Consider the following 20,181-nt stretch of genomic DNA (forward strand, 5'->3'; position numbering starts at 1 on the left):
CGGTAGTAGCCGGCCATGACGGTGTTGCCGCGCACCACGACCTCGCCGATTGTCGCTCCGTCGGCGGGCACATCGACAAGAAGGCCATCGCTGTCGGGTTCGCGCTGAACAACGCGCAGTTCGCTGGAGCCGATCTGCCCCACACCCTGCCTGGCCAGCAGAGCCGCCCGGGTCTCAGCAGGGAGGTCCTTCCACTCGTCCTGTTCGTAGGCGATCGTGTAAGGACCGGCTGTTTCGGTCATGCCGAAGGAGTGGGTGACGGAGAATCCGAGGGCTTCGACATCGGCCAGCGTGCGCGGGTCCAGAGGCGCTCCGCCGCAGGTGACGCGCAGTGTGTAGTTCAGCCGGTGGGCTTCGTCGGTGGCCAGCACAGTGCGCACGACGGTCGGTGCGCCGTTGAAGTGTGTGACCCGGTGGCGGTCGATGAGCTCCCAGATCTTCGGTCCGCGCACTGCCCGCAGGCACACCTGGGTGCTGCCGGCTGCGATGAGCGCCCACACGCCGCACCAGCCGTTGCAGTGGAAGATCGGCAGGGGCCACAGGTAGACGCTGTCGGTGTCGAAGCGGGAGTGGATCACCTGGTTGATGGCGTTTGTGTACGCCTGACGGTGGGTGACGATGACGCCCTTGGGATTGCCTGTTGTGCCGGATGTGTAGTTGATGCCCAGCGGGTCGAGTTCGCTGTGGGGCGCCCACTGAAACTCACGAGGTGCCTGCCCGGTCTGGTCTGCTCCCGGCTGCTGGGTCTGGGCTAGGAGGTCCGCAAGGTCGACGAAGCCTTCAGGCAGGTGTGCGGCGGGGTCGGCAGTGCGGTCGACGGCGATGGTCGCGACGGTTGTGAGCTGGCCGATCAGCGGTTGGACAACCGGGATGTATTCGGCGTCAATGACGAAGACCCTTGCGCCGGAGTGTTCGAGGATGAAGTGGATTTCTGCGCTGGTCAGGCGGATGTTCAGCGGGACGAGGACAGCACCGGCCAGCGGCACCGCGAACTGAGCGGTTGCCATTTCGAGGGTGTTCGGCGCCATGTAGGCCACGCGGTCGCCAGGGCGGATGCCGAGGTCGGCCAGCAGCTGTGCGCGGTGTTGGGCATCGGCGGCGAACTCGGCGAATGTGCGTGCGGTTTCGCCGTCGATGACGGCTGTGCGGTTGGGGTAGACGCAGGCGCTGCGCTCAAGGAAGCTCAGCGGCGAAAGGGGTGTGTGCAGTCCAGTCATAGCTGTGAGGCTTCCAGAGCCCTGCCTCGTGGGGAGCTTAAGCGGTCACACAGTTTCACGGCCCGTCATACATGACGGGTGTATGACGGGCCGTGAAGTGAAGATGACGTTATGCGGCGGAAATCAGCTGTCTGCGCTGAGGCCGCCGCCCTGCCATTCGTCGAAGAAGTCCTGGTTGTCCTGAGCCCATTCATCGACGGCTTTCTGCGGTTCTTTGCCGTCGTAGTCTTTGGCCATGACCTTCTCCAGGCCCTCCAGACGTTCTGGGGTCAGCGCCAGATTCTTCAGGGCCTGCGCTGCCTGCGGGTGTTCATCCGTAAAGCCGACACGTGAGAACGAGTAGAGGAAGTCTGGGTCGCCGAAGGCACCGAGGTCGTCTTCGAGGTCGCGGATGTTGAACTCGTCGTACGCCCAGTGCGGGTGCCACAGAGTGACGGCGATGTTGTCGCCGCTGTTCTCAGCCTTGCTCAAAGCTGCGAGCATTGCCGGGGTCGACGATGAGATGAGCTTGAAGTTTTCCAGGCCGTATTCTGGGATGACGTCTTTTTCCATTGCGCCCATGAGGCCTGAGCCCTTTTCGATGCCGACGATCTCGCCGCTGAAGTCGTCCTTGTGGTCCTTCAGCTCGCTGAGTTTGGTGATCGGGGCATCTTCGTTGACGGCCACGACGTTCTGGGCCTGGTCGTACCAGCATCCTTGGTCTTCGAGTTTGTCCTGGTATTCCTCGATGTACTTTGCGTGGGTGACCGGCAGCATTGACGATGACATCCAGTCGACATCACCGTTGGCGGTGGCGACAAAGCCGGGGGCCAGATCGAACATCTTGACTTCGACCGAGTAGTCGTAGTTCTTCTCCAGAAGATATTTGGCCAGGTGCGCGGTCGCGATCGTTTCATCCCAACCGTTGAACGCGGCGACGGTCACGGATTTGTCTTCGTCTTCTGCGCTTTCAACGCCGTCGAGCGGTTTGGAGTTTTCCGCGGGCGTGCAGTCGCCCCAGTCGCGATCCTTGTTCGCTTCAGTGGTGCCCCCGCTTCCTCCGCTGCAGCCGGTGAACAGCATGACAGCGGAAACGCTGAGAGCGGTGAGTAGGCGTGCAGTTTTCACGATGCTCCTTCGATAGCGGTTGTCATCGTTTTCACAGTAACAAGCGGGTTGGCTGCCTTACAGGCTGCGCGCGAGTACATGCCGTGTCACCTGGCGGTGGCTCACCGCACAGCGAAGGGCCCAGTAGGCTAAAAGGCCGAAAAAGGGAAGCACTCCGTCTGCCAGCAGAACGAAAAGCAGGGCCAGGGGAATCTGCGCGCACCACACACCCAGCGCATTGCTGACGAACTCGCGGTTCGTCATCCCGAACAGCCGCAGCAGAGTGACATTGCCGTACGTCAATCCCGCGATGGGGCACAGCAGCGCGACGACAGCAGTCGAGAGACGGACGGCGGAGACGACATCGGAATCAGGTGACGAAAACGGTGCGGCAGCAAATCCACCCAGCAGCACGAGAAAGCCGACAGCAGCTCCGATCAAGAAGAACGTTCTGCGCACTTCCCTCGCTCCGCCTCGGATGGTGTTCGGGTCTTCCGCATAGACCTTGCCGAGGATGTACAGGGCTGCGGACGACACACTGGATACAAAGATGAATGCGAGCAGATGGGCCTGCACGCCAAAGCGCATTCCCGCCAGTGCGGCTGTGCCCGAGGCGGCGAGAATCAGCGTGAAGACAACATTTCCGCCGTAGTCCACGACCGCGGAGCCCACTGCAGGCCAGGCGAGCTTTGGCCACTCGGCATAGCTCCTGCGGACTTCGGCGCTCGGTTTGTTCTGTGTGCGGTGTCTTGCGATGAGGCCCGCGAGGAAAACAGCGGCAGGATTGTGCTGATGGTGCTCCCAATACCAGCTCCGAAGGCCCCGAGCTCCGGTGCAGGGCCGAGACCGTAGATGAGCACTGCGTCCAGCAGAAGGTTTGCAGGACCGGAAATCAAAAAGGCGATCAGTGGGACGCTCGTCCGACCCCAAGCCACAAGAGCAATCGCCATGGTTGCCCCGGCGATTTCTGTGACGAGGGACGGTGCGCGGCCCGCACTGTATGACAGAGCCGCCGACCATGTGGCGTCGCTGAGCGTGAAAAAGCCCCAGGCGGACGCGGCCACGCCAGCGCATGAGAGCAGGGCGGCAAACGGCAGAACTCGCTTCAGGGCGATTGCCAAACCACCTGTTTCCAGGCCGCCATCGTCACCCTGTGGCTGACGAGGGGCCAAAATACGGTAGGCCATGAGTGCGCCGAGCAGCGCGTTGATGGGCAGTTCATACAGTGCCGCACCCAGAGCCACACCGGCCAGTGCCGATGTCGAATAGTGCGCTATCAACAGCGAGTCGGTTACTCCTAAGACGACGCTGCCGATTGCCGCGAGCAGCGGCGGCCAGGTGTACGTGAACAGCACACCCGGCCGCAGCAGTCGGCCATGACCCGGCGAGTCTGTCCTAGCCAAGTTCCGCTGCCGTCTGGGTTTCTTCGCCCAGCACGTGGTGGCGCAGGAAGTCGATGAATGTGCGGTACCAGACCTCCGCATTGCCGCGGCCCAAAATCCAGTGGCCCTCGTCGGGGAAGTACAGGAAGCGATGCTGCGTCAGCCCGTCCGGCCCAGCTGGGGTCTTCGTCTTGCGCAGCAGGTCAAACCACAGTTCCTGACCCTGGCCGATGGGCACCCGGTAGTCCTTGTCGCCGTGGATGACGAGCATGGGGATCTCGATGTCGGCAGCGTACAGGTGCGGTGAGTACTCCCGCGACTGACCGGCCATCGCGTCGTTCCACGAAGAATTGTCGGTTGTCCGGCCCATGGATTCCGTGTTCCACAGGGACGCGTGGGTGACAGCGCACTTAAAGCGCGAACCCGTGTGCCCAGCAACCCAGTTGGTCATATAGCCGCCGTAGGACCCACCGGCAAAAGCCGTGCGCACAGAGTCGATGTCAGCGCGCTTTTCGGTCGCGTCGGTCAAAGCCATGATGTCGGTGAAAGGTGTGCCGCCCAGCTGCTGCTGACCGCGGGCAATCATGTTCTGGCCGTAGCCGGTGGAAATCGCGGGATCCGGCAGGAGCACCGCAAAGCCGGCAGCCACAAACGGTGCCGGGTTCCACCTGTAGGTCCACGCATTCCACGATCCCCACGGACCACCGTGTGCAAACACAACAAGCGGGTGTGGGCCGTCGCCTTCCGGCAGCGACAGCCAGGCGCGAATCTCGGTGCTGTCCTCAGCAGTCGCAGTGACCTCGTCAAGCCGACCCGGCACCTTGACCGCTCCGGTCGGATTGGCAAGTTCGGTGACCTCACCGCTGGTCGGGTCGATTGCCACCGGCTGCGGTGGGCAGTCAATGGCAGAGCGCAGAGCCACCACGCGGCCGTCGTGTACGGCAAGCCCGGAGTAGGTGTACTTCTGCCCCGGACCGCCAGCCAGCCTGCGCGGGGCCGAATCGTTCAGACCACCGATCCACACGGAACCGCGGCCGTGGTCATCGGATGCGGCCACAAGCGTGCTGTCATCGAGCCACACAGTGTCAAACCACTGGTCGAACTCCGGCCACAGGCGCTGCTCACCGGTCAACCCGCCAGCCCTGTCAACGGAGTGGACGTAGGTCTGAGGGTCCAAATCCTGATTGGGCATCCATTCGGCGACGTGTTCAATGACTACGCGCGAATCATCCGGGCTGAGCGCACCCAGCCAGCGCGCGTCCGTGGGCTGGGACGTCAGCAGCTGCTGGGGCGCGTGTTCGCCGGTCAGGTCGACCCGGTGGATGCTCACCTGGTCGATGTGGTCTATGAGTGTCCGCCGCACTGTCACCAGCGCCCACGCGCCGTCGGCGGAAACCTCCCACGCGATGAGAGTGCCGTCCGGCATCTGCGGGTATGTGAAGTCCAGAAGCGGCGGAAGGCCGTCGCCGTCGCGCTTGAGCGCAAAATCGTCCGAGGTGGAGCTCAGCTTCCCCAAATCCTGCGGCAGCTGTGCCACCGCCAGTCGGTTCACACTCGGCCCGAGGTCGGAATCCCAGCGGCGGGTGGGGAACTCAGCGTGCAGGATGCCGGAGACTTTCGCGTCTGAGCGCTTCTTGGCAAGCTCAGCGTGCTCTTCTTCGCTGCCTGCCTGCGAGTGCACTGTCAGCTGTGCCACGAGCACACCGGGGCGACAGACGACCGGGCCGAAGCCGCCGGGGCGTGTGGCAATGCGACGCGCTTCACCGCGGGCCGGAAGCAGAAACAGTGCGGCGTCGCCGGGTTCATCGCCGTCGTCACCGGCCCGTTTGGCGGTGAAGAAGACCGAGCCGTCGTCGGCGATAGCGGTCGCACCGATCGAAGCTGCTCCGCGGGTCAAACGCCGTGGGGTCGCGTAATCGGTGTTCTTATCACCGGCGAGTTCAGCCAGATGCGTGGTGTAGGTGCGCCCCGTGCCGTCCAGCGATTGTACGGAGGCCAACAGGGGACCGCCGTCACGGCGACAGTTCAGACCAGTGGTGCGCGGCGCATCGAGAAGTGACGTGAGGGTGGGGATGTACGACGGAGAGTGAGCTTCTTCGACCATGCCGACACTCTACCGGCGCAAAGTGACCCCAGCCATATAGGGGTTTGCGGGTAGGACCGCTCAGCGCAGCAGAGCGGCTATGGCAGCAGCGGTAAGGCCGCTTCCGTCCTCGTCATCGGCCGAACAGCCTTTCGAAGAATCCCTTTTTCTTCTTGGGCTGGTCTTCGACCGGTGCCGGGCTCGCGGTTTTGGGCTCGGGTTCCGACGTGTCTTCCTGTGCCGACTCCGAAGGCGCTTCCTGCTTTTCAGGAGTCTCTGTGGCTTCGGGAGCCTCGGTTGATTCGTGAGCCTGCGGCGTCTCGGCCTCTTCGGGTTCCGTGGGTGCCGGTGTTGGTTCGCTGACTTCGCCGACGCCCGAATAGTGTTCGCCCGGGGCGGGGGCGGCCTCTTCGGCACGCGGTTCTTCATCGACTTGTTCAAGCACGCTGAAGTCGACTTCGATCGGCACCGACTGCGGTGCAACCGGCTGGGCGGCGCTGAACTGCGCCTCAGCTTCGCCAGCCAGCGGTGCGTGAACCTGGCAGCTGGTCAGGCGGGAGTGCTTGTCGAAGTCGATGTCAGCTGAACCGTCGGTCAGCAGGATCCGCAGGCTGGTGCCCTCCAGGGGAGCGACAGCAAAGCCGCGCAGCGCCGCATAGTCAAGCAGCGCCTGCCTGTGACCGGTGATGCTTCCTGACTTCACACCGGCAGCCAGCGCTTTGACGACCGAGCGGATGGTCGGTCCGAGCTCGCCCAGGCCGTGCACGTCCAGCAGAGTCCAGACGGTCATCGTGCCGGTTTTCAGCGGGTAGTGCACCCAGTGGCCCGTGATCCGCTTGGCGGCGATCACCAGACCGAGGGCGTCGTCATCACCTGCTTTGAACTCATCGAGCGTGAGGTCGTTGATCCCCTCGCTCTGACCGTAGTCGCGCACTGCGTTGGCAAGTTCGACAACGGGACCGGAGAAGTCACTGAGCTCCGACCACGCCCACCGCCAGGTTCCGGACACAGTGTCGGTGGAACCCAGAAGATGGACGTCGGCGTGCAGCTGATCGCCGAACACAATGTGCCCGCGCTGCAGGTCGACTTCCCATTCGCCATTGGTCTGGGCCAGAAGAGATTCAAAGGTCCTTTGGGCTTCGACCGATCCGAAAGCAGCCTGCCGCAGCAGGGTATCCATTTCGCTCATGAACTCATTTCTCCAAAACTGTGCGCAGCACGGACGTGAAGAACCCCTGACCGTCGACGCCCTGGCGCATGCCGGAAGCGGAATCGGGGCCGAAGCCGGCTTCGACAGCGTGTTCGGGGTGGGGCATGAGTCCTGCGACGTTGCCGCGCTTGTTGGTCACACCCGCGATGAGGTCGATTGATCCGTTGGGGTTGGCGCCCACGTAGCGGGCGAGCACCTGGCCGTCCGCTTCGAGCTCCCGGAGGGTTTCAGCGGGAGCCTGGAAGGAGCCTTCGCCGTTCTTCAGCGGGATGATGATCTTTTCGCCGGCTTCGTAGTCGCGGGTCCAGGCGGTGTCGGCGTTGACGATTTCAAGTTCCTGGTCCTTGCAGATGAACTGCTGGGCGGAGTTGCGCACGAGAGCTCCGGGCAGCAGTCCGGCTTCGCACAGAACCTGGAAGCCGTTGCAGATGCCCAGGACGGGCATGCCGTCCTCGGCTGCGGCGATCACGGACTCCATGACGGGAGCAAAGCGGGCGATAGCGCCGCAGCGCAGGTAATCGCCGTAGCTGAAGCCGCCGGGCAGAATCACAGCGTCGACGCTCTTGAGGTCTGCATCCGCGTGCCACAGGCTCACGGCCTGTGCTCCCGAGAGCGTGACGGCCCGAGCGGCGTCGCGGTCGTCGAGGGTGCCGGGGAACGTGACAATGCCGATGCGCACGTTCTGGGCCCCGTCGAGCACCGTGGTTGAGCGCTGGGCTCCAATAAGTGGTCCGCCGTCGGTGTAGGCGGTGCGGGTGGCGGTCACTTGTTGCCGTCCTCAGCGGGGTAGACGCCGACAACGTCTTCGATGATGGTGTTGGCCAGCAGCGTTTCGGCTGCTTTCTTCACCTGTTCGAGGACTTCGTCCGTGGGTTCGCCGTCGTGCTCAAGCTCAAAGCGCTTGCCCTGGCGAACCGCGAAACCGGAGAATCCCAGACGATCGAGTCCCGCCCCGATGGCTTTGCCCTGGGGATCGAGGATCTCGGGTTTCGGCATGACCTCGACGATGTAACGTGCCACCTGCGCTCCTTCGTTCGCTCCGGTGATGACGGCGCCATCATCTTAACAACGTACGAAGGCACTTACGATGAGCCGCGCAGCCGCCTCACCAGGTGTTGGACCCGGGCCCCGTAGGCCTTCAGGCCCACTTTTCGGCCGGTGTGGTCACGCGGTGGTCGAAGGCTTTGGGAAGGGGTCTCCCGTGATCCTTTCGAAGGCCTCGATGTAGCGTGCCGAAGTCTTTTCGATGATGTCCTGGGGCAGCTGAGGGGGCTGCTGTCCGCTGCTCTTGTCCCAGCCCGATGCGGGGCTGGTCAGCCAGTCGCGGACGAACTGCTTGTCGAAGCTCGCCTGTGATCTGCCCGGCTGATAGTCGTGTGCGTCCCAAAACCGCGAGGAGTCCGGGGTGAGCACCTCGTCTCCCAGCACAATGTCTCCGGCACCGTTGCGGCCGAACTCGAACTTCGTGTCAGCCAGGATGATGCCGCGCTCGCGGGCGATTTCCTCAGCCCGCGCGTACACCTTGAGCGTGAGCTCGCGGAGAGCCTGCGCATCAGCTTCGCCGATCATGTCGGCTGACTTCTCGAAGGTGATGTTCTCGTCGTGTTCGCCGACCTCGGCTTTTGCCGCGGGCGTGTAGATCGGATCGGCAAGACGATCGGATTCGCCGAGCCCTTCGGGCAGCGCCACTCCGCAGACAGCTCCGGTTCGCTGGTAGTCGGCCAGCCCCGATCCGGTCAGGTAGCCCCGTGCCACGCACTCGATGGGGAACATGGTGAGCGGTTCGCAGATGAGTCCGCGCCCGGCAACCTCAGCGGGCACATCGGCGCTCACCACGTGGTTGCCGACGATGTCCCCCAGCTGGTCGAACCACCAGGCGGACAGCCCGGTGAGGACGGCGCCCTTGTGGGGGATCTCCGATTCCAGTACGAAGTCGTAGGCGGAGATGCGATCGGATGCGACCATGAGCAGAGACTGGGCGACCTCAATCGATTCGGCGCTTTCGGGCACGTAGAGGTCGCGGACCTTGCCGGAGTAGACGTGCTTCCAACCCGGAACGGCGACTGCCTCAACCTGGTGGCCTGTCATCGGCTTCCTCCCTGCGGGATCGTGATGCGGTTTTCTGCTGCGGCCTGGGCAATGTCGGTGCGATGGTGCTCGCCGGGCCACTCAATAAGGCCAACGGCCTCGTAGGCGCGGCTGCGCGCGTCGGCAAGATCGGCACCGAGTGCGGTCACCGACAGTACGCGCCCGCCGCTGGTTGTCAGTTCCCCGTTGCCTGCCGTCGATGTTCCAGCGTGGAACACGTGCACGTCTTCCAGTGCATTGGCCTGGTCAATGCCGGTGATGACATCGCCCTTGGCGGGGCTGGCCGGGTAGTTCTGCGCGGCCATGACAACCGTGACGGCCGCCTTGTCGGCCCATTCAAGCGGCGGCAGCTGTGCCAGCCGACCGGTTGCCGCAGCGTGCAGCACAGTGCCCAGAGGGCTTGTCAGCCGCTGCAGAACAGCCTGGGTTTCCGGATCGCCGAACCGGGCGTTGAACTCGATGACCTCAATGCCGTTCTTCGTCAGCGCCAGCCCGCAGTACAGCAGGCCCACAAAGGGCGTTCCGCGGCGGGCCATTTCATCGACAACCGGCTGTGCGACCTGCGCAATGACGTCGTCGACCAGATCCGCGGGAGCCCACGGCAGGGGAGTGTAGGCGCCCATGCCGCCGGTGTTGGGGCCCTCATCGTCGTCGAGTGCCCGCTTGAAGTCCTGCGCCGGGGCCAGCGGAACCGTGGTGGTGCCGTCGCACAGCACGAACAGCGACACTTCGGGTCCGTCGAGGAAGTCCTCGATGACAACACGGTCCGCTTCGGCAAGGCACGCGCGGGCGTGGGCCAGGGCTTCGTCCCTGTCAGATGTGACGACAACGCCCTTGCCGGCGGCCAAGCCGTCGGCTTTGACCACGTGTGGGGCTCCGAATCGGTCAAATGCTTCTTCACATTCGGCAAGCGAGGTCGCGGCGACCGACTGCGATGTGGGAACTCCCGCGGCCTGCATGATCTCCTTGGCAAAGGCTTTCGAGCCTTCAAGCTCTGCCGCGGCGGCATCCGGGCCGAAGACTGCGATCCCCGCTTCCCGCAACGCATCGCCGACACCGGCAACCAGGGGAGCTTCGGGGCCGATGACTACGAGGTCTGCCGCAAGCTCGTGGGCAAGTGCGACAACCGCCCGCGGGTCGGTCAGTTCTACGCTGCGAATCTCACATTCCTGTGCCATACCCGGATTGCCGGGCGCTGCGAAGAGCGCGTGAACTCCGGGATCGGCGGCCAAACCGGTGACAAGGGCGTGTTCGCGGGCGCCCGAACCCAAAACCAAGACCTTCACAACGAAAAGTTTAGCCGTCAACATCGCACGGGCTCTGACGTGACCTCGTGGCGGCGTGCGCTTAGGGTGTACGGCATGCAGACCTTCACCGCAGACAGCTCCGAAGAGCTCGCCGTCGTATCCCGCTCTGACTTCGTCGAATCGCGGCACATCGGCTCGGCGGCTCTCGTAGACCCCAGCGGTGTTGTCGTCGCAGCGATAGGGGCCCCTGCGGAGCCGGTGTTCGCCCGGTCGTGCCTCAAACCGCTGCAGGCGATTGCGTGCATGCAGCTGGGCGTGCCGCTTTCTGGGGAGGCCGCGGTTCTGGCAAGCGCCAGCCACCGTGCAGAAGCCGAACACGTGTCGGTTGTCAAGAGCATGTTGTCGTCGGTCAACCTCGGCGAAGACGACCTCCAGTGCCCATCCTGCGCACCGGCTGATGCTGACAACAGGGCGGCTATGCGCATGAGCGGCCGGGCTGAATCGCGGCTGTTCTTCAACTGCTCCGGCAAACACGCCGCCTTCCTCATGGCACAGAAGATCGCAGGCGGACGGCCGGAAGACTATCTGCGCCCCGATTCGATCGTGCAGAAGCAGGTTCGGCAGACAGTGGAGGACTTCTGCGGTGAAGCTGTCAGCGCTGCTGGAATCGACGGCTGCGGAGCCCCCGTATATGCGCTGAGCCTGCCCGGTCTGGCCCGCGGAATCTCCGGCGCAGCCTCTGGAAGAACCGAGAGCGCTCATCAGCTGATGTCTGCCGTTTTGGGCAGCCCGTGGGCAATCGAAGGCCGCGGCAAAGAGAACTCGGTCGTCATCGAACGGCTGGGCATCCTCGCCAAAAAAGGCGCCGAGGGCGTGTGTGTCATGGCCACACCCGATGGCTGGGCGGCTGCGGTCAAAGTGCTCGACGGTTCTTCGCGCCCGGCCTCACTTGTCGCCCTGCGCCTGCTTGCATCCGCAGGTGCGGTGAACATGGAGGCCGCGCTGGGGGTTCTGTCCGATGTTGCGCCGCGCGTCACGGGCGGGGCAGACGAACACGGACGCGCGCTCGATGCCGGTGAAGTTCTGCCCGGCGCGGGCCTGCTGGCCGCGGAATCCAAACTCGCCGCATCCAGGCCGGACGCCCCGACCGGCACAGCCGCCGACCGCGAAGACCTCCCGGTCTGAGACCCGAACTGAGCCGCACCGAACAGCACTGAGGAGCAGCATGAGCATCCGCCGTCGCATTGATCCCGAAGAAGGGCGTCGAGCACTTGAGGTTTGGCAGGAGTGGCGCAACCACCAAAGCGGTGACGTCGACCGAGCGACCCTCGCCACCGCCGTGCGCTACGCCGTGGAGGAATTCGCTGAGCGCAACCCCGGTGGTGCGGTCGAAATCCGCATCCCGCCGTTTGCCGCCGCCCAGGCCATCGAGGGTCCCAAGCATTCCCGCGGAACACCCCCGAATGTCGTCGAGGTCCAGCCGGAGACCTGGCTCCTGCTGGTCACGGGGCAGGCTGACTTCGCTGACGAGGTGAAGGCCGGCCGGGTGGAAGCCTCCGGCACCCGCTCAGACCTGAGCGAGCATCTGCCTCTTCGCGGCGTGCTCTAGAATCGTCTGCCGGTCCGCAAACTGCCTCAAGCCCAGTCGTCTGGAGAACCCGATGAAGAAAACCGCCCTCGTCTCCGTCCGTCGAGCCCCGAAGTACGGGTCCTTCGCTGCCGTCGGGGCGCTTGTTGGAGTTCTCATCGCCGGTGTGCTGGCTTTTCTTCCCTTCGACATGGGCGAGCTGACCCAGGAGTACAGCCGCGGCGCGGTCGTCGGCATGGGAGTTGTTCTGCTCGCGCTGACCGGAGCCGTTCTGGGTGCCGGGGTCGCACTGATTCTGGATGCGGTTCTGCGGCGCAAGGCGCGCACCGTGGAAGTCACCGGCCACTACGAAGAGCAGGGCGGACCAGAAGCTGAGGCAGCAGAAGCCGCCCGGGCAGCTCAAGCCGAAGAAGAAGAGGAAGCCGACGGCACCTCGCTCGAAACCAGCCCAGAAGAGCAGCGCGACCAGACTGCCGCCGAACAGACCCGCGCAGACCGAGAGGGCTGAATCCGGCAGAGCGTGTGGAACAATAGCGACTGTGGCACGTGCAGATGGACACCTGACAGCTGTTGTTGACTCCGCCGACAAAGGCCAAGACGAATGTGGCGTGTTCGGTGTGTGGGCACCGGGTGAGGAAGTCGCCAAGCTCAGCTACTTCGGCCTCTACGCCCTGCAGCACCGCGGCACCCAGTCGGCTGGCATTGCCGCCTCGACCGGCGAGCAGATCCTCGTCTTCCGCGACATGGGGCTCGTCTCCCAGGTGTTTGACGAAAACGACCTCGAAACCCTGCCGGGCCACATGGCCATCGGCCACACCCGCTATTCCACAACCGGCGCGCACGCCTGGGAAAACGCCCAGCCCACCCTGGGCCCAACAGGCTACGGATCTGTTGCCCTGTGCCACAACGGCAACCTCACGAACTTCGACGAACTCCAAAGCCTGGCCGATGAGCGCCTGGACAAGCACCGCGAAGTCGTTGCCGCCCACAAGCAGAAACCGCGGCGCACACGCGCCCACCGCGACTCATCGTCTGACACATCGCTCATCACGGAGCTGCTCGCATCATCCGATGCCGACAATCTGACTGACGCCGCACTGGGCCTCCTGCCGCAGATCAAGGGCGCTTTCAGTCTCGTGTTCATGGACGAGAACACCCTGTACGCCGCACGTGACCGCCACGGTGTGCGCCCGCTGGCGCTGGGCAAGATCGACCGCGGTTGGGTTGTGGCATCAGAAACCGCCGCTCTTGACATCGTCGGAGCGTCGTTCGTGCGCGAAATCCAGCCCGGCGAACTCATAGCAATTGACGAAGACGGTCTGCGCAGCCACCGCTTTGCCCAGGAGCAGGCTGCCCGCTGCGTTTTCGAATACGTCTACCTGGCTCGGCCCGACAGCGTCATCAACGGCAAAACAGTGCACAGTTCGCGGGTAGAAATGGGCCGCCGTCTGGCCCGTGAGCACCCGGTCGATGCCGATCTCGTGATCGCCACCCCGGACTCCGGTACGCCCGCCGCGGTCGGCTACGCAGAAGAATCGGGCATCCCGTTTGGGCAGGGGCTGATGAAGAACGCCTACGTCGGCCGCACATTCATCCAGCCTTCGCAGACCATTCGCCAGCTGGGCATTCGGCTCAAGCTCAACCCGGTGAAAGAGAACATCGAGGGCAAGCGCCTGGTGGTTGTGGACGACTCGATTGTCCGAGGCAATACGCAGCGCGCACTCATCCGCATGTTGCGCGAAGCCGGCGCCAAGGAAATCCATGTGCGGATCTCCGCACCGCCGGTCAAGTGGCCGTGTTTCTTCGGCATTGACTTCGCCACCCGCGCCGAACTCATTGCCAACGGCCTCGACACCCAGGAGATCTGCCGTTCTCTCGGGGCTGATTCGCTCGGCTACATCAGCCTGGACGGCATGATCGAGGCAACCACGCAGAACAGCAGTGAGCTGTGCACGGCCTGCTTCTCCGGTGACTACAGGATTCCGATTCCGCCGCAAGCCGATCTGACTGACGCAGAACTCTCTGGAACATCTGGAACAAAGGACAGCTGACATGACTCCGCCGAATTCCGCGACTGGCCCCCTGCACGGACCGGCTGCTTCTACAGGCCAAGCGGATGAAGACGGCCACCGTCTGACCGACAGGCCCGAAACCACCTACGCGTCTGCGGGGGTCGACGTCGAAGCCGGTGACCGTGCCGTCGAACTGATGAAGTCCGCTGTGGCGGCAACGCACAACGCGAACGTCGTCGGCGGTGTGGGCGGCTTCGCCGGCATGTTCGACGCTTCTTTCCTCAAGGACTACGACCGCCCGCTTCTGGCGTCCTCCACTGACGGTGTGGGCACGAAGGTTGCAATTGCCCAGCAGATGAACATTCACGACACGATCGGCTGGGACCTCGTGGGCATGGTTGTCGACGACATCATCGTCGGTGGGGCCAAGCCGCTGTTCATGACCGACTACATTGCCTGCGGCAAGCTCGTTCCCGAACGGATCGCCGACATCGTCCGCGGTATTGCCGAAGCGTGCCGCGAAGCCGATGTTGCGCTGGTCGGCGGTGAAACTGCGGAACACCCCGGCTTGCTGGGCGAAGACGAATACGATGTTGCAGGTGCTGCCACGGGAGTCGTTGAGGCCGCCGATATGCTCGGTGCGCAGAAAGTGCAGGCAGGCGATGTCCTCATCGGACTTCCCGCTTCCGGTCTGCATTCAAACGGGTATTCGCTGGTGCGGCGCATCATCGCGGATGCCGACTGGGACCTGCACGCGCGCGTTGATGAATTCGGCCGCACCCTGGGCGAAGAGCTCCTGGTGCCCACCCGGGTCTACACCGGTCAGCTGCTCGAACTTCTGGAAAACCAGCCCGGTGCGGTGCACGCCATGTCGCACGTGACCGGCGGCGGCCTGTCGGCCAATATGGCACGCGTCCTGCCTGCCGGTTCGATCGGCATTATGCGCCGCAGCACGTGGGAGGTTCCCCCGGTGTTCAGCGTGCTGGGCGACCTGGGCGGTGTTCCGCAGGCTGACCGTGAGCGCACGTGGAACATGGGTGTGGGCATGGTGCTCATCGTCGACGCCAACCGCGTGGACGATGTCCTGGGCTCTTTCCGCGGTTCGTGGATTCTAGGCGAGGTTGCCGAAGACACCGGCAAACACTCATCCGACAGCTTCTACGTCACCGGCGCTAAGGGCGTCGACGGCGGTGCGGCCATCCTGCTGGACTGAGACTGTCCCGCAGCGGTGCCGCCTGACTGGGGCGGCACCTCGGCAGTTCACCAGCGCCCGGCGGTGCGCCGACCAAAACAGGCCAGCTAAAACAAGCAGTGGGGGCAGCCAGACCAAGCTGGCTGCCCCCACTGTCCGTGCAGACTAAGGTCCGTCAGTCTTCGTCGGAATCGTAGTCTGCGTATTTTTCTGCGTATTCGGAGTAGTCGGGATCGTCGTCGTACTGATCGTAGTCGTTCGATCCTGATTTGCCGGAAAGCTCCCGCTGAAGGGCGGAAAGGTCGGTTTCGGGGCTGTAGTACTTGAGTTTCCGGGCTACCTTGATCTGCTTTGCCTTAGCGCGGCCGCGACCCACAGGCGTCGACCCCCTCTTCGTCGATCCAGGGCACCCAAGATAGGCCCCGGTTTGCGTTTGTGTGCTTCAGTTCGGCGTCATTCTATCGGACCCCTATGCACTTTGCCATTTGAGACGGGCCATAAGACGCCGTTTGCTCAGCCGTGCGGCTAGGCTGGACGGTATGGCTTATGAGCGCAGGTATCAGGTTTGTCTGAGGGTTTTCGAACCGCTGGACGCACATCCGGAACTCGGCGACTATCCGGTGTCGGACAACCGCGCGATGATCGAGGAGCTTGTTGCAGCCGATGCTGACGCCCGGCTGATCAGCTTCCCACCGGACCCTATTGCCGATTCTTATCGCGGCACTCCGATTTTCCTCACGGCAGAAGAGTGGGGCGATGGCATTACGCGGGTCTGCCCGGTACAGGACGATATTCGCTCGTGGCACGCTGTTGACGCTTTGGCGGAGAACGTTTCACGCGATGAACTCGACACCCTTGTGCTGAAGTCCGCGCGCAGGCGTGCCGCTGCCCGGCGTGTGGAGTGGCTGCAGGACGACCCCGATGACCGTGTGTTCACCCGCACCGCCGCTTGGGAGGTTTCACCCGTGTGGTGGCTCGCCTTTGACCTCGACGCTGACAGGGTCCGCACTGACGAGGCGGAGGACGGCTCCCAGCGCACCTTCATCAGGACGGACATTGTGGCTGCCTCTGCTCGTGTGGGCTGGGCTCTGTCTGTGGTTCGGGAGAAGTCCCGGCTGCGCGCTGTTGTCGAATCCGCGGCGCAGTTCGGCAAGTGGCTGGAGACTTTTGATCCGAACGCGGTTCTTGAGCTCGACCTGGGCGGCATGACGGGTGTGCTCGATCCTGAGCAGGCGCAGGACTACGTTGACTCGTGGGTGGATGCGCTTGACTCCGATGACTTTGACAGCGCTGTCGCAGCCTTCAACCTGTACACGGAAAGCTGGGAGAAGCTGGGCCTGTTTTCCCGTTCCAGCTGAAGGACCGCACGTTCGCTGAGGCGTGTCGGCTGGGACGTGTGACGCTTTCTGACTGTTCGCGGCGGCTTCGTGACGATTGATGAACGCCGTCGCGGCCGGATTTCTAGTGTGACCGTATGGAACACGCACACCAAAGCAGACAATCCGCATCTGCGCCCGCACTGGCCGAAGACTTTGCAGCCGAGCTGCGGTTCCCGAGGCCCGTGCGCCCCGCACTGTCTTTCGAGGTCATGCCTGCGCGCACACCTCAGGCGCGTGAGGTTCTGCCGGAGCTGATCAGCGCTCTAGAAGCGTACGGGCCCGACTACGTGGCGATCACATCTTCAGCGAAATCCGGTTGGGTACAGGGGACGGCAGATTTTGTTCGCGAGCTTTCCGCAACCACCCGGCTTCGGCCTTTGGCGCACCTGGCGTGTACGGCCGCTCCCACGGTCGAGCTGCTGGAATGGGTGGAGCAGTTCATTGACGCCGGGGTGCGCGGTTTCCTCGCAGTTCGCGGGGACCTGGCCGCCGGACAGACCCGTCCACCGGAGAACCACCTGCCGCACGCGGATGCTCTCGTCACTCGTGTGCGGCAGCTGGAAAAACGCAGCGCTGCCCGCTTCTGCGGTGGCAGGCTGTCCCTGGGGGTTGCCGCGTATCCGTCGGGCCACCCCGAATCGAGCGGTCCGGACGAAGACCTCGACGTCCTCGCCGCGAAACAGCGGGCTGGTGCGGACTTCGCCATCACTCAGCTGTTCTTCGACACCTCGGCGTACAGTCGCCTGCTGCGCTCAGCCCACCTGGCCGGCGTCACCATGCCGATCATTCCCGGGATCTTACCGATCACCTCGTCCGCCCGGCTGAACAGAATGGCCCACCTGTCCGGTCTGGTGCCGCCCCAGCGGCTGACCGAGCAGCTGGAAGGAGCCCGCAGCCCCGCACACGCCCGCGACATCGGCTTGGCCGCCACCGTGGAACTCGCCCAGCGGGTTCTCGACGCGGGAGCTCCCGGCCTGCACTTCTACACCTTCAATGACCCGCGGACAACGCTCGAAGTGCTCAACCGACTGGGCATCGCCGCGAGGACTGTCGGTGCGGTCGGTCGTGAAGCTGTGTGAACCCGTGTGACGGACTGTGATCTTCCGTGACCGCCAGATGACAGCAGAGGGGAGCCCACCGGCCCATCGTCTTTAGTGTCGCAAGCGAAGGAAGTCAGACTGCGGCTTCCGGTACAGCTATGAGAGGACGCACATGTCTCACACTGAACGCACCTGGGCCGCTTACCCCACTGCGACCGTCACCGGCTACCCGCGGATCGGACCGAACCGCGAACTCAAGAGAGCCCTCGAAGCTCTGTGGTCAGGCAAGATCTCGCCTGCTGAATTTGAAACAGCGGCACGCTCCGTGCGGCTGGAAACCTACGGCCGACTGACAGAACTGGGCCTGAATCAGCCATACGCTGTGCCTGCCGACTTCGCCGCCTACGACCAGGTTCTTGAAACCGCCGCGGCCGTCGGAGTTCTCGGCGGTGCGGCTGGAGACCTCGATTGGGAAGAGTACTTTGCCCTTGCTCGCGGCACCGATGACCGCCCGGCCCTTGAAATGACCAAGTGGTTTGACACGAACTACCACTACCTCGTTCCTGAAATCGGTCCCGACACCGTTTTCACTCCCCGCCCACAGCGAGTGACGGCGCTCGTGGAAGAAGCCGCTTCGGCAGGCCACACTGTCCGTCCCGTACTGGTGGGGCCGGTGACTCTACTGGCACTGTCAAAGGCTGCGGAAGACTACCCGAACTTCCGGCCCCTGGACCGGCTTGACGATCTGGTGAAGAACTACGCGGTGGTTCTTGCTGCCCTGGCAGAAGCGGGAGTCGAATGGGTGCAGCTGGACGAACCGGCCCTTGTCGCCGACTTCGACGCCGCTGATGATGACCAACTGGCCGGTCTTGCACAATCGGCCTACAGCACTCTGCTGAGTGCCGCGGTCGGCGATGAGCGCCCGCAGATCGCAGTCACCGCCTCCTACGGTTCACTGCGGGCAGGCCTCGATGCGCTTGCCTCAGTCGCTCCCGAAGCTCTCACAGTCGACATCTCCAAACCTACTCTGCAAGCCGACCCGGACTACATACAACGGATCACGGCGGCCGTACCCCCGCAGACGCACCTGGTGGCCGGCATCATCGACGGCCGCAACATCTGGGCGGCAGACCTCGAAACCCAACTGGAAACACTGCGCGGTTTCGACCGGCCGGTATCCGTGAGTACCTCGACATCGCTGCTGCACGTGCCCTACACCCTTGAAGGCGAAGTGAACCTCCCCGTTGACGTCGCCGGATGGCTCTCCTTTGCAGAAGAGAAGGTCACGGAAATCGAAGCACTCGCAGAAGCACTCGCCACCGGAACCACGCAGAGCCGTGAGGTTGCCTTCGCGCGTGCCGCACGAGCACAGCGCACCCGCACCGAATCCGCCCGCACCCACAATGATGCGGTGCGACAGCGCACGGCAGCCCTGCCAGCCGAAGTCAGCCGCGGCGATGTCAATGAGCGCCGTGCCGCGCAGAAAGCCCGCCTGGGTCTGCCTGATCTGCCCACAACCACAATCGGCTCCTTCCCGCAGACCGATGACGTCCGCAAGGCTCGTGCGGCTTTTCGCGCCGGCAGGATCGACGAGGCCGAATACACCGACACCATGCGGGCCGAAATCAAACGCGTTGTGGACCTGCAGGAGGACATCGGCCTAGACGTCATCGTCCACGGTGAACCCGAACGCAACGACATGGTCCAGTACTTCGCAGAGCACCTCGACGGTTTCGCCACGACAGCCAACGGCTGGGTCCAGTCCTACGGCAGCCGCTGTACGCGCCCGCCGATCCTGTTCGGCGATGTCAGCCGTGCCGAGCCGATTACCGTCCCGTGGTCGTCCTATGCGGCCAGCCTCACCGACAAACCTGTCAAAGGCATGCTCACCGGACCGGTGACCATTCTTGCGTGGTCGTTCGTGCGCGACGACGAACCGCTCAGCGTGCCCGCCGACCAGATTGCGCTCGCCCTGGCAGACGAGGTCAGCGACCTTGAAGACGCAGGCATCCCGATTATCCAGATCGACGAACCTGCTCTGCGCGAACTGCTGCCTCTGCGCGAAGATCGCCGTGCTGAATACCTTCAGTGGGCTGTGCGCGCTTTCCGACTGTGCGCTGTGGGAGCTCGTGTGGACACGCAGATCCACACCCACTTGTGCTACTCCGAGTTCGGCCAGGTCATCACGGCAATTCAGGAGCTCGATGCCGATGTCACCTCGATCGAGGCGGCGCGTTCGCGTATGGAGCTGCTGGATGCTCTCGATGACGGCTTCCACGCTGAGATCGGCCCGGGTGTGTGGGACATCCATTCGCCGCGCGTGCCGTCAACGGCCGAATTGGAGGATCTGCTGGGAGCGGCATTGAAGTCGATCGGCCCAGACCGCCTGTGGGTCAACCCGGACTGCGGTCTGAAGACGCGCGGCTACCGGGAGACCGAGGCGTCGCTGCGCAATCTGGTGCACGCTCGTGCCGCTTTGCTGGGCATTAGGCAGGGAGCTGGCGTCGCTGCGGCCGCTCATGTCTGAGGGTCCGCTGCTCTCAGCCTTCTGAGTGGACGCGGATTGACGGCTGGGACGTGTGAGAATGAGGGCATGGTTCGTGCTCACAACTCCAGTTCCAGTCGTCGGCTCCGCTTCCCCCGCGTTGCCAGCCGAA

General features: G+C 63.8%; 19 protein-coding genes. 8 read left to right on the top strand and 11 right to left on the bottom strand.

What is annotated here, in order from left to right; genetic code table 11:
• The 10 genes from HMPREF3162_RS07805 to purD all read right to left on the bottom strand — a co-directional run.
• Positions 1–1,217: AMP-binding protein (locus tag HMPREF3162_RS07805; RefSeq protein WP_256282694.1), on the bottom strand; the 1,217-nt coding region annotated here is incomplete at its 3' end.
• 123 nt (positions 1,218–1,340) lie between these two features.
• Positions 1,341–2,324, bottom strand: a complete 984-nt coding sequence (locus HMPREF3162_RS07810) for a glycine betaine ABC transporter substrate-binding protein (RefSeq protein WP_083304183.1) — start codon at positions 2,322–2,324, stop codon at positions 1,341–1,343.
• A gap of 57 nt (positions 2,325–2,381) precedes the next feature.
• Entirely contained in the window at positions 2,382–2,960 is a 579-nt protein-coding gene (locus HMPREF3162_RS07815; RefSeq protein WP_070777529.1) for a hypothetical protein, read from the bottom strand.
• Entirely contained in the window at positions 2,927–3,706 is a 780-nt protein-coding gene (locus HMPREF3162_RS07820; RefSeq protein ID WP_141759566.1) for a hypothetical protein, read from the bottom strand. The genes HMPREF3162_RS07815 and HMPREF3162_RS07820 overlap by 34 nt, the downstream gene beginning before the upstream one ends.
• Entirely contained in the window at positions 3,699–5,789 is a 2,091-nt protein-coding gene (locus HMPREF3162_RS07825; protein ID WP_070777531.1) for an alpha/beta hydrolase family protein, read from the bottom strand. Before HMPREF3162_RS07825 ends, HMPREF3162_RS07820 begins: the two co-directional genes overlap by 8 nt.
• 112 nt (positions 5,790–5,901) lie before the next feature.
• Entirely contained in the window at positions 5,902–6,957 is a 1,056-nt protein-coding gene (locus HMPREF3162_RS07830) for a DUF6882 domain-containing protein (RefSeq protein ID WP_070777532.1), read from the bottom strand.
• Positions 6,958–6,961: 4 nt separating this feature from the next.
• A complete protein-coding gene (gene purQ, locus HMPREF3162_RS07835; RefSeq protein ID WP_218079178.1) occupies positions 6,962–7,657 on the bottom strand; it encodes a phosphoribosylformylglycinamidine synthase subunit PurQ in 696 nt (231 codons plus the stop codon).
• A gap of 83 nt (positions 7,658–7,740) precedes the next feature.
• Entirely contained in the window at positions 7,741–7,998 is a 258-nt protein-coding gene (purS, locus tag HMPREF3162_RS07840; RefSeq protein ID WP_070575100.1) for a phosphoribosylformylglycinamidine synthase subunit PurS, read from the bottom strand.
• A gap of 144 nt (positions 7,999–8,142) precedes the next feature.
• The gene (locus HMPREF3162_RS07845) at positions 8,143–9,066 is read right to left on the bottom strand and encodes a phosphoribosylaminoimidazolesuccinocarboxamide synthase (RefSeq protein WP_070777533.1); all 924 of its coding nucleotides are present in this window, start codon (positions 9,064–9,066) and stop codon (positions 8,143–8,145) included.
• The gene (gene purD / locus HMPREF3162_RS07850) at positions 9,063–10,352 is read right to left on the bottom strand and encodes a phosphoribosylamine--glycine ligase (protein WP_070777549.1); all 1,290 of its coding nucleotides are present in this window, start codon (positions 10,350–10,352) and stop codon (positions 9,063–9,065) included. Before purD ends, HMPREF3162_RS07845 begins: the two co-directional genes overlap by 4 nt.
• Positions 10,353–10,427: 75 nt before the next feature.
• Here purD and HMPREF3162_RS07855 point away from each other — a divergent pair, with 75 nt between their 5' ends.
• From HMPREF3162_RS07855 to purM, 5 genes are read left to right on the top strand one after another with little or no spacing between them, the layout of a single operon-like run.
• Positions 10,428–11,498: an asparaginase gene (locus tag HMPREF3162_RS07855; RefSeq protein WP_070777534.1), complete on the top strand. Its 1,071-nt coding sequence runs from the start codon at positions 10,428–10,430 to the stop codon at positions 11,496–11,498.
• 40 nt (positions 11,499–11,538) lie between these two features.
• Positions 11,539–11,922, top strand: a complete 384-nt coding sequence (locus tag HMPREF3162_RS07860) for a sterol carrier family protein (RefSeq protein WP_070575094.1) — start codon at positions 11,539–11,541, stop codon at positions 11,920–11,922.
• Positions 11,923–11,974: 52 nt separating this feature from the next.
• Positions 11,975–12,409, top strand: a complete 435-nt coding sequence (locus HMPREF3162_RS11800; RefSeq protein WP_070777535.1) for a hypothetical protein — start codon at positions 11,975–11,977, stop codon at positions 12,407–12,409.
• A 31-nt stretch (positions 12,410–12,440) separates the two neighbouring features.
• Positions 12,441–13,952: an amidophosphoribosyltransferase gene (gene purF / locus HMPREF3162_RS07870; protein WP_070777536.1), complete on the top strand. Its 1,512-nt coding sequence runs from the start codon at positions 12,441–12,443 to the stop codon at positions 13,950–13,952.
• 1 nt (position 13,953) lies between these two features.
• Positions 13,954–15,126, top strand: coding sequence for a phosphoribosylformylglycinamidine cyclo-ligase (gene purM / locus HMPREF3162_RS07875; RefSeq protein WP_256282695.1), 1,173 nt, complete (start codon positions 13,954–13,956; stop codon positions 15,124–15,126).
• A 154-nt stretch (positions 15,127–15,280) separates the two neighbouring features.
• Here purM and HMPREF3162_RS07880 read toward each other — a convergent pair whose 3' ends face one another.
• Positions 15,281–15,481: a DUF3073 domain-containing protein gene (locus HMPREF3162_RS07880; RefSeq protein ID WP_070575086.1), complete on the bottom strand. Its 201-nt coding sequence runs from the start codon at positions 15,479–15,481 to the stop codon at positions 15,281–15,283.
• A 163-nt stretch (positions 15,482–15,644) separates the two neighbouring features.
• On the opposite strand from HMPREF3162_RS07880, the gene HMPREF3162_RS07885 reads away from it, so the two are divergent.
• The 3 genes from HMPREF3162_RS07885 to metE all read left to right on the top strand — a co-directional run bounded on the left by HMPREF3162_RS07885 (position 15,645) and on the right by metE (position 20,051).
• Positions 15,645–16,463: a DUF8083 family protein gene (locus HMPREF3162_RS07885; protein ID WP_070777537.1), complete on the top strand. Its 819-nt coding sequence runs from the start codon at positions 15,645–15,647 to the stop codon at positions 16,461–16,463.
• Between the two features lie 116 nt (positions 16,464–16,579).
• On the top strand, positions 16,580–17,563 hold the full coding sequence (locus HMPREF3162_RS07890; protein WP_070575081.1) for a methylenetetrahydrofolate reductase: 984 nt from the start codon (positions 16,580–16,582) through the stop codon (positions 17,561–17,563).
• A gap of 133 nt (positions 17,564–17,696) precedes the next feature.
• Positions 17,697–20,051, top strand: coding sequence for a 5-methyltetrahydropteroyltriglutamate--homocysteine S-methyltransferase (gene metE, locus HMPREF3162_RS07895; protein ID WP_070777538.1), 2,355 nt, complete (start codon positions 17,697–17,699; stop codon positions 20,049–20,051).
• Positions 20,052–20,181: the final 130 nt, after the last annotated feature.

The sequence above is a fragment of the Brevibacterium sp. HMSC07C04 genome, from assembly GCF_001815905.1.
In the GTDB taxonomy this organism is placed as follows: Bacteria; Actinomycetota; Actinomycetes; order Actinomycetales; family Brevibacteriaceae; genus Brevibacterium.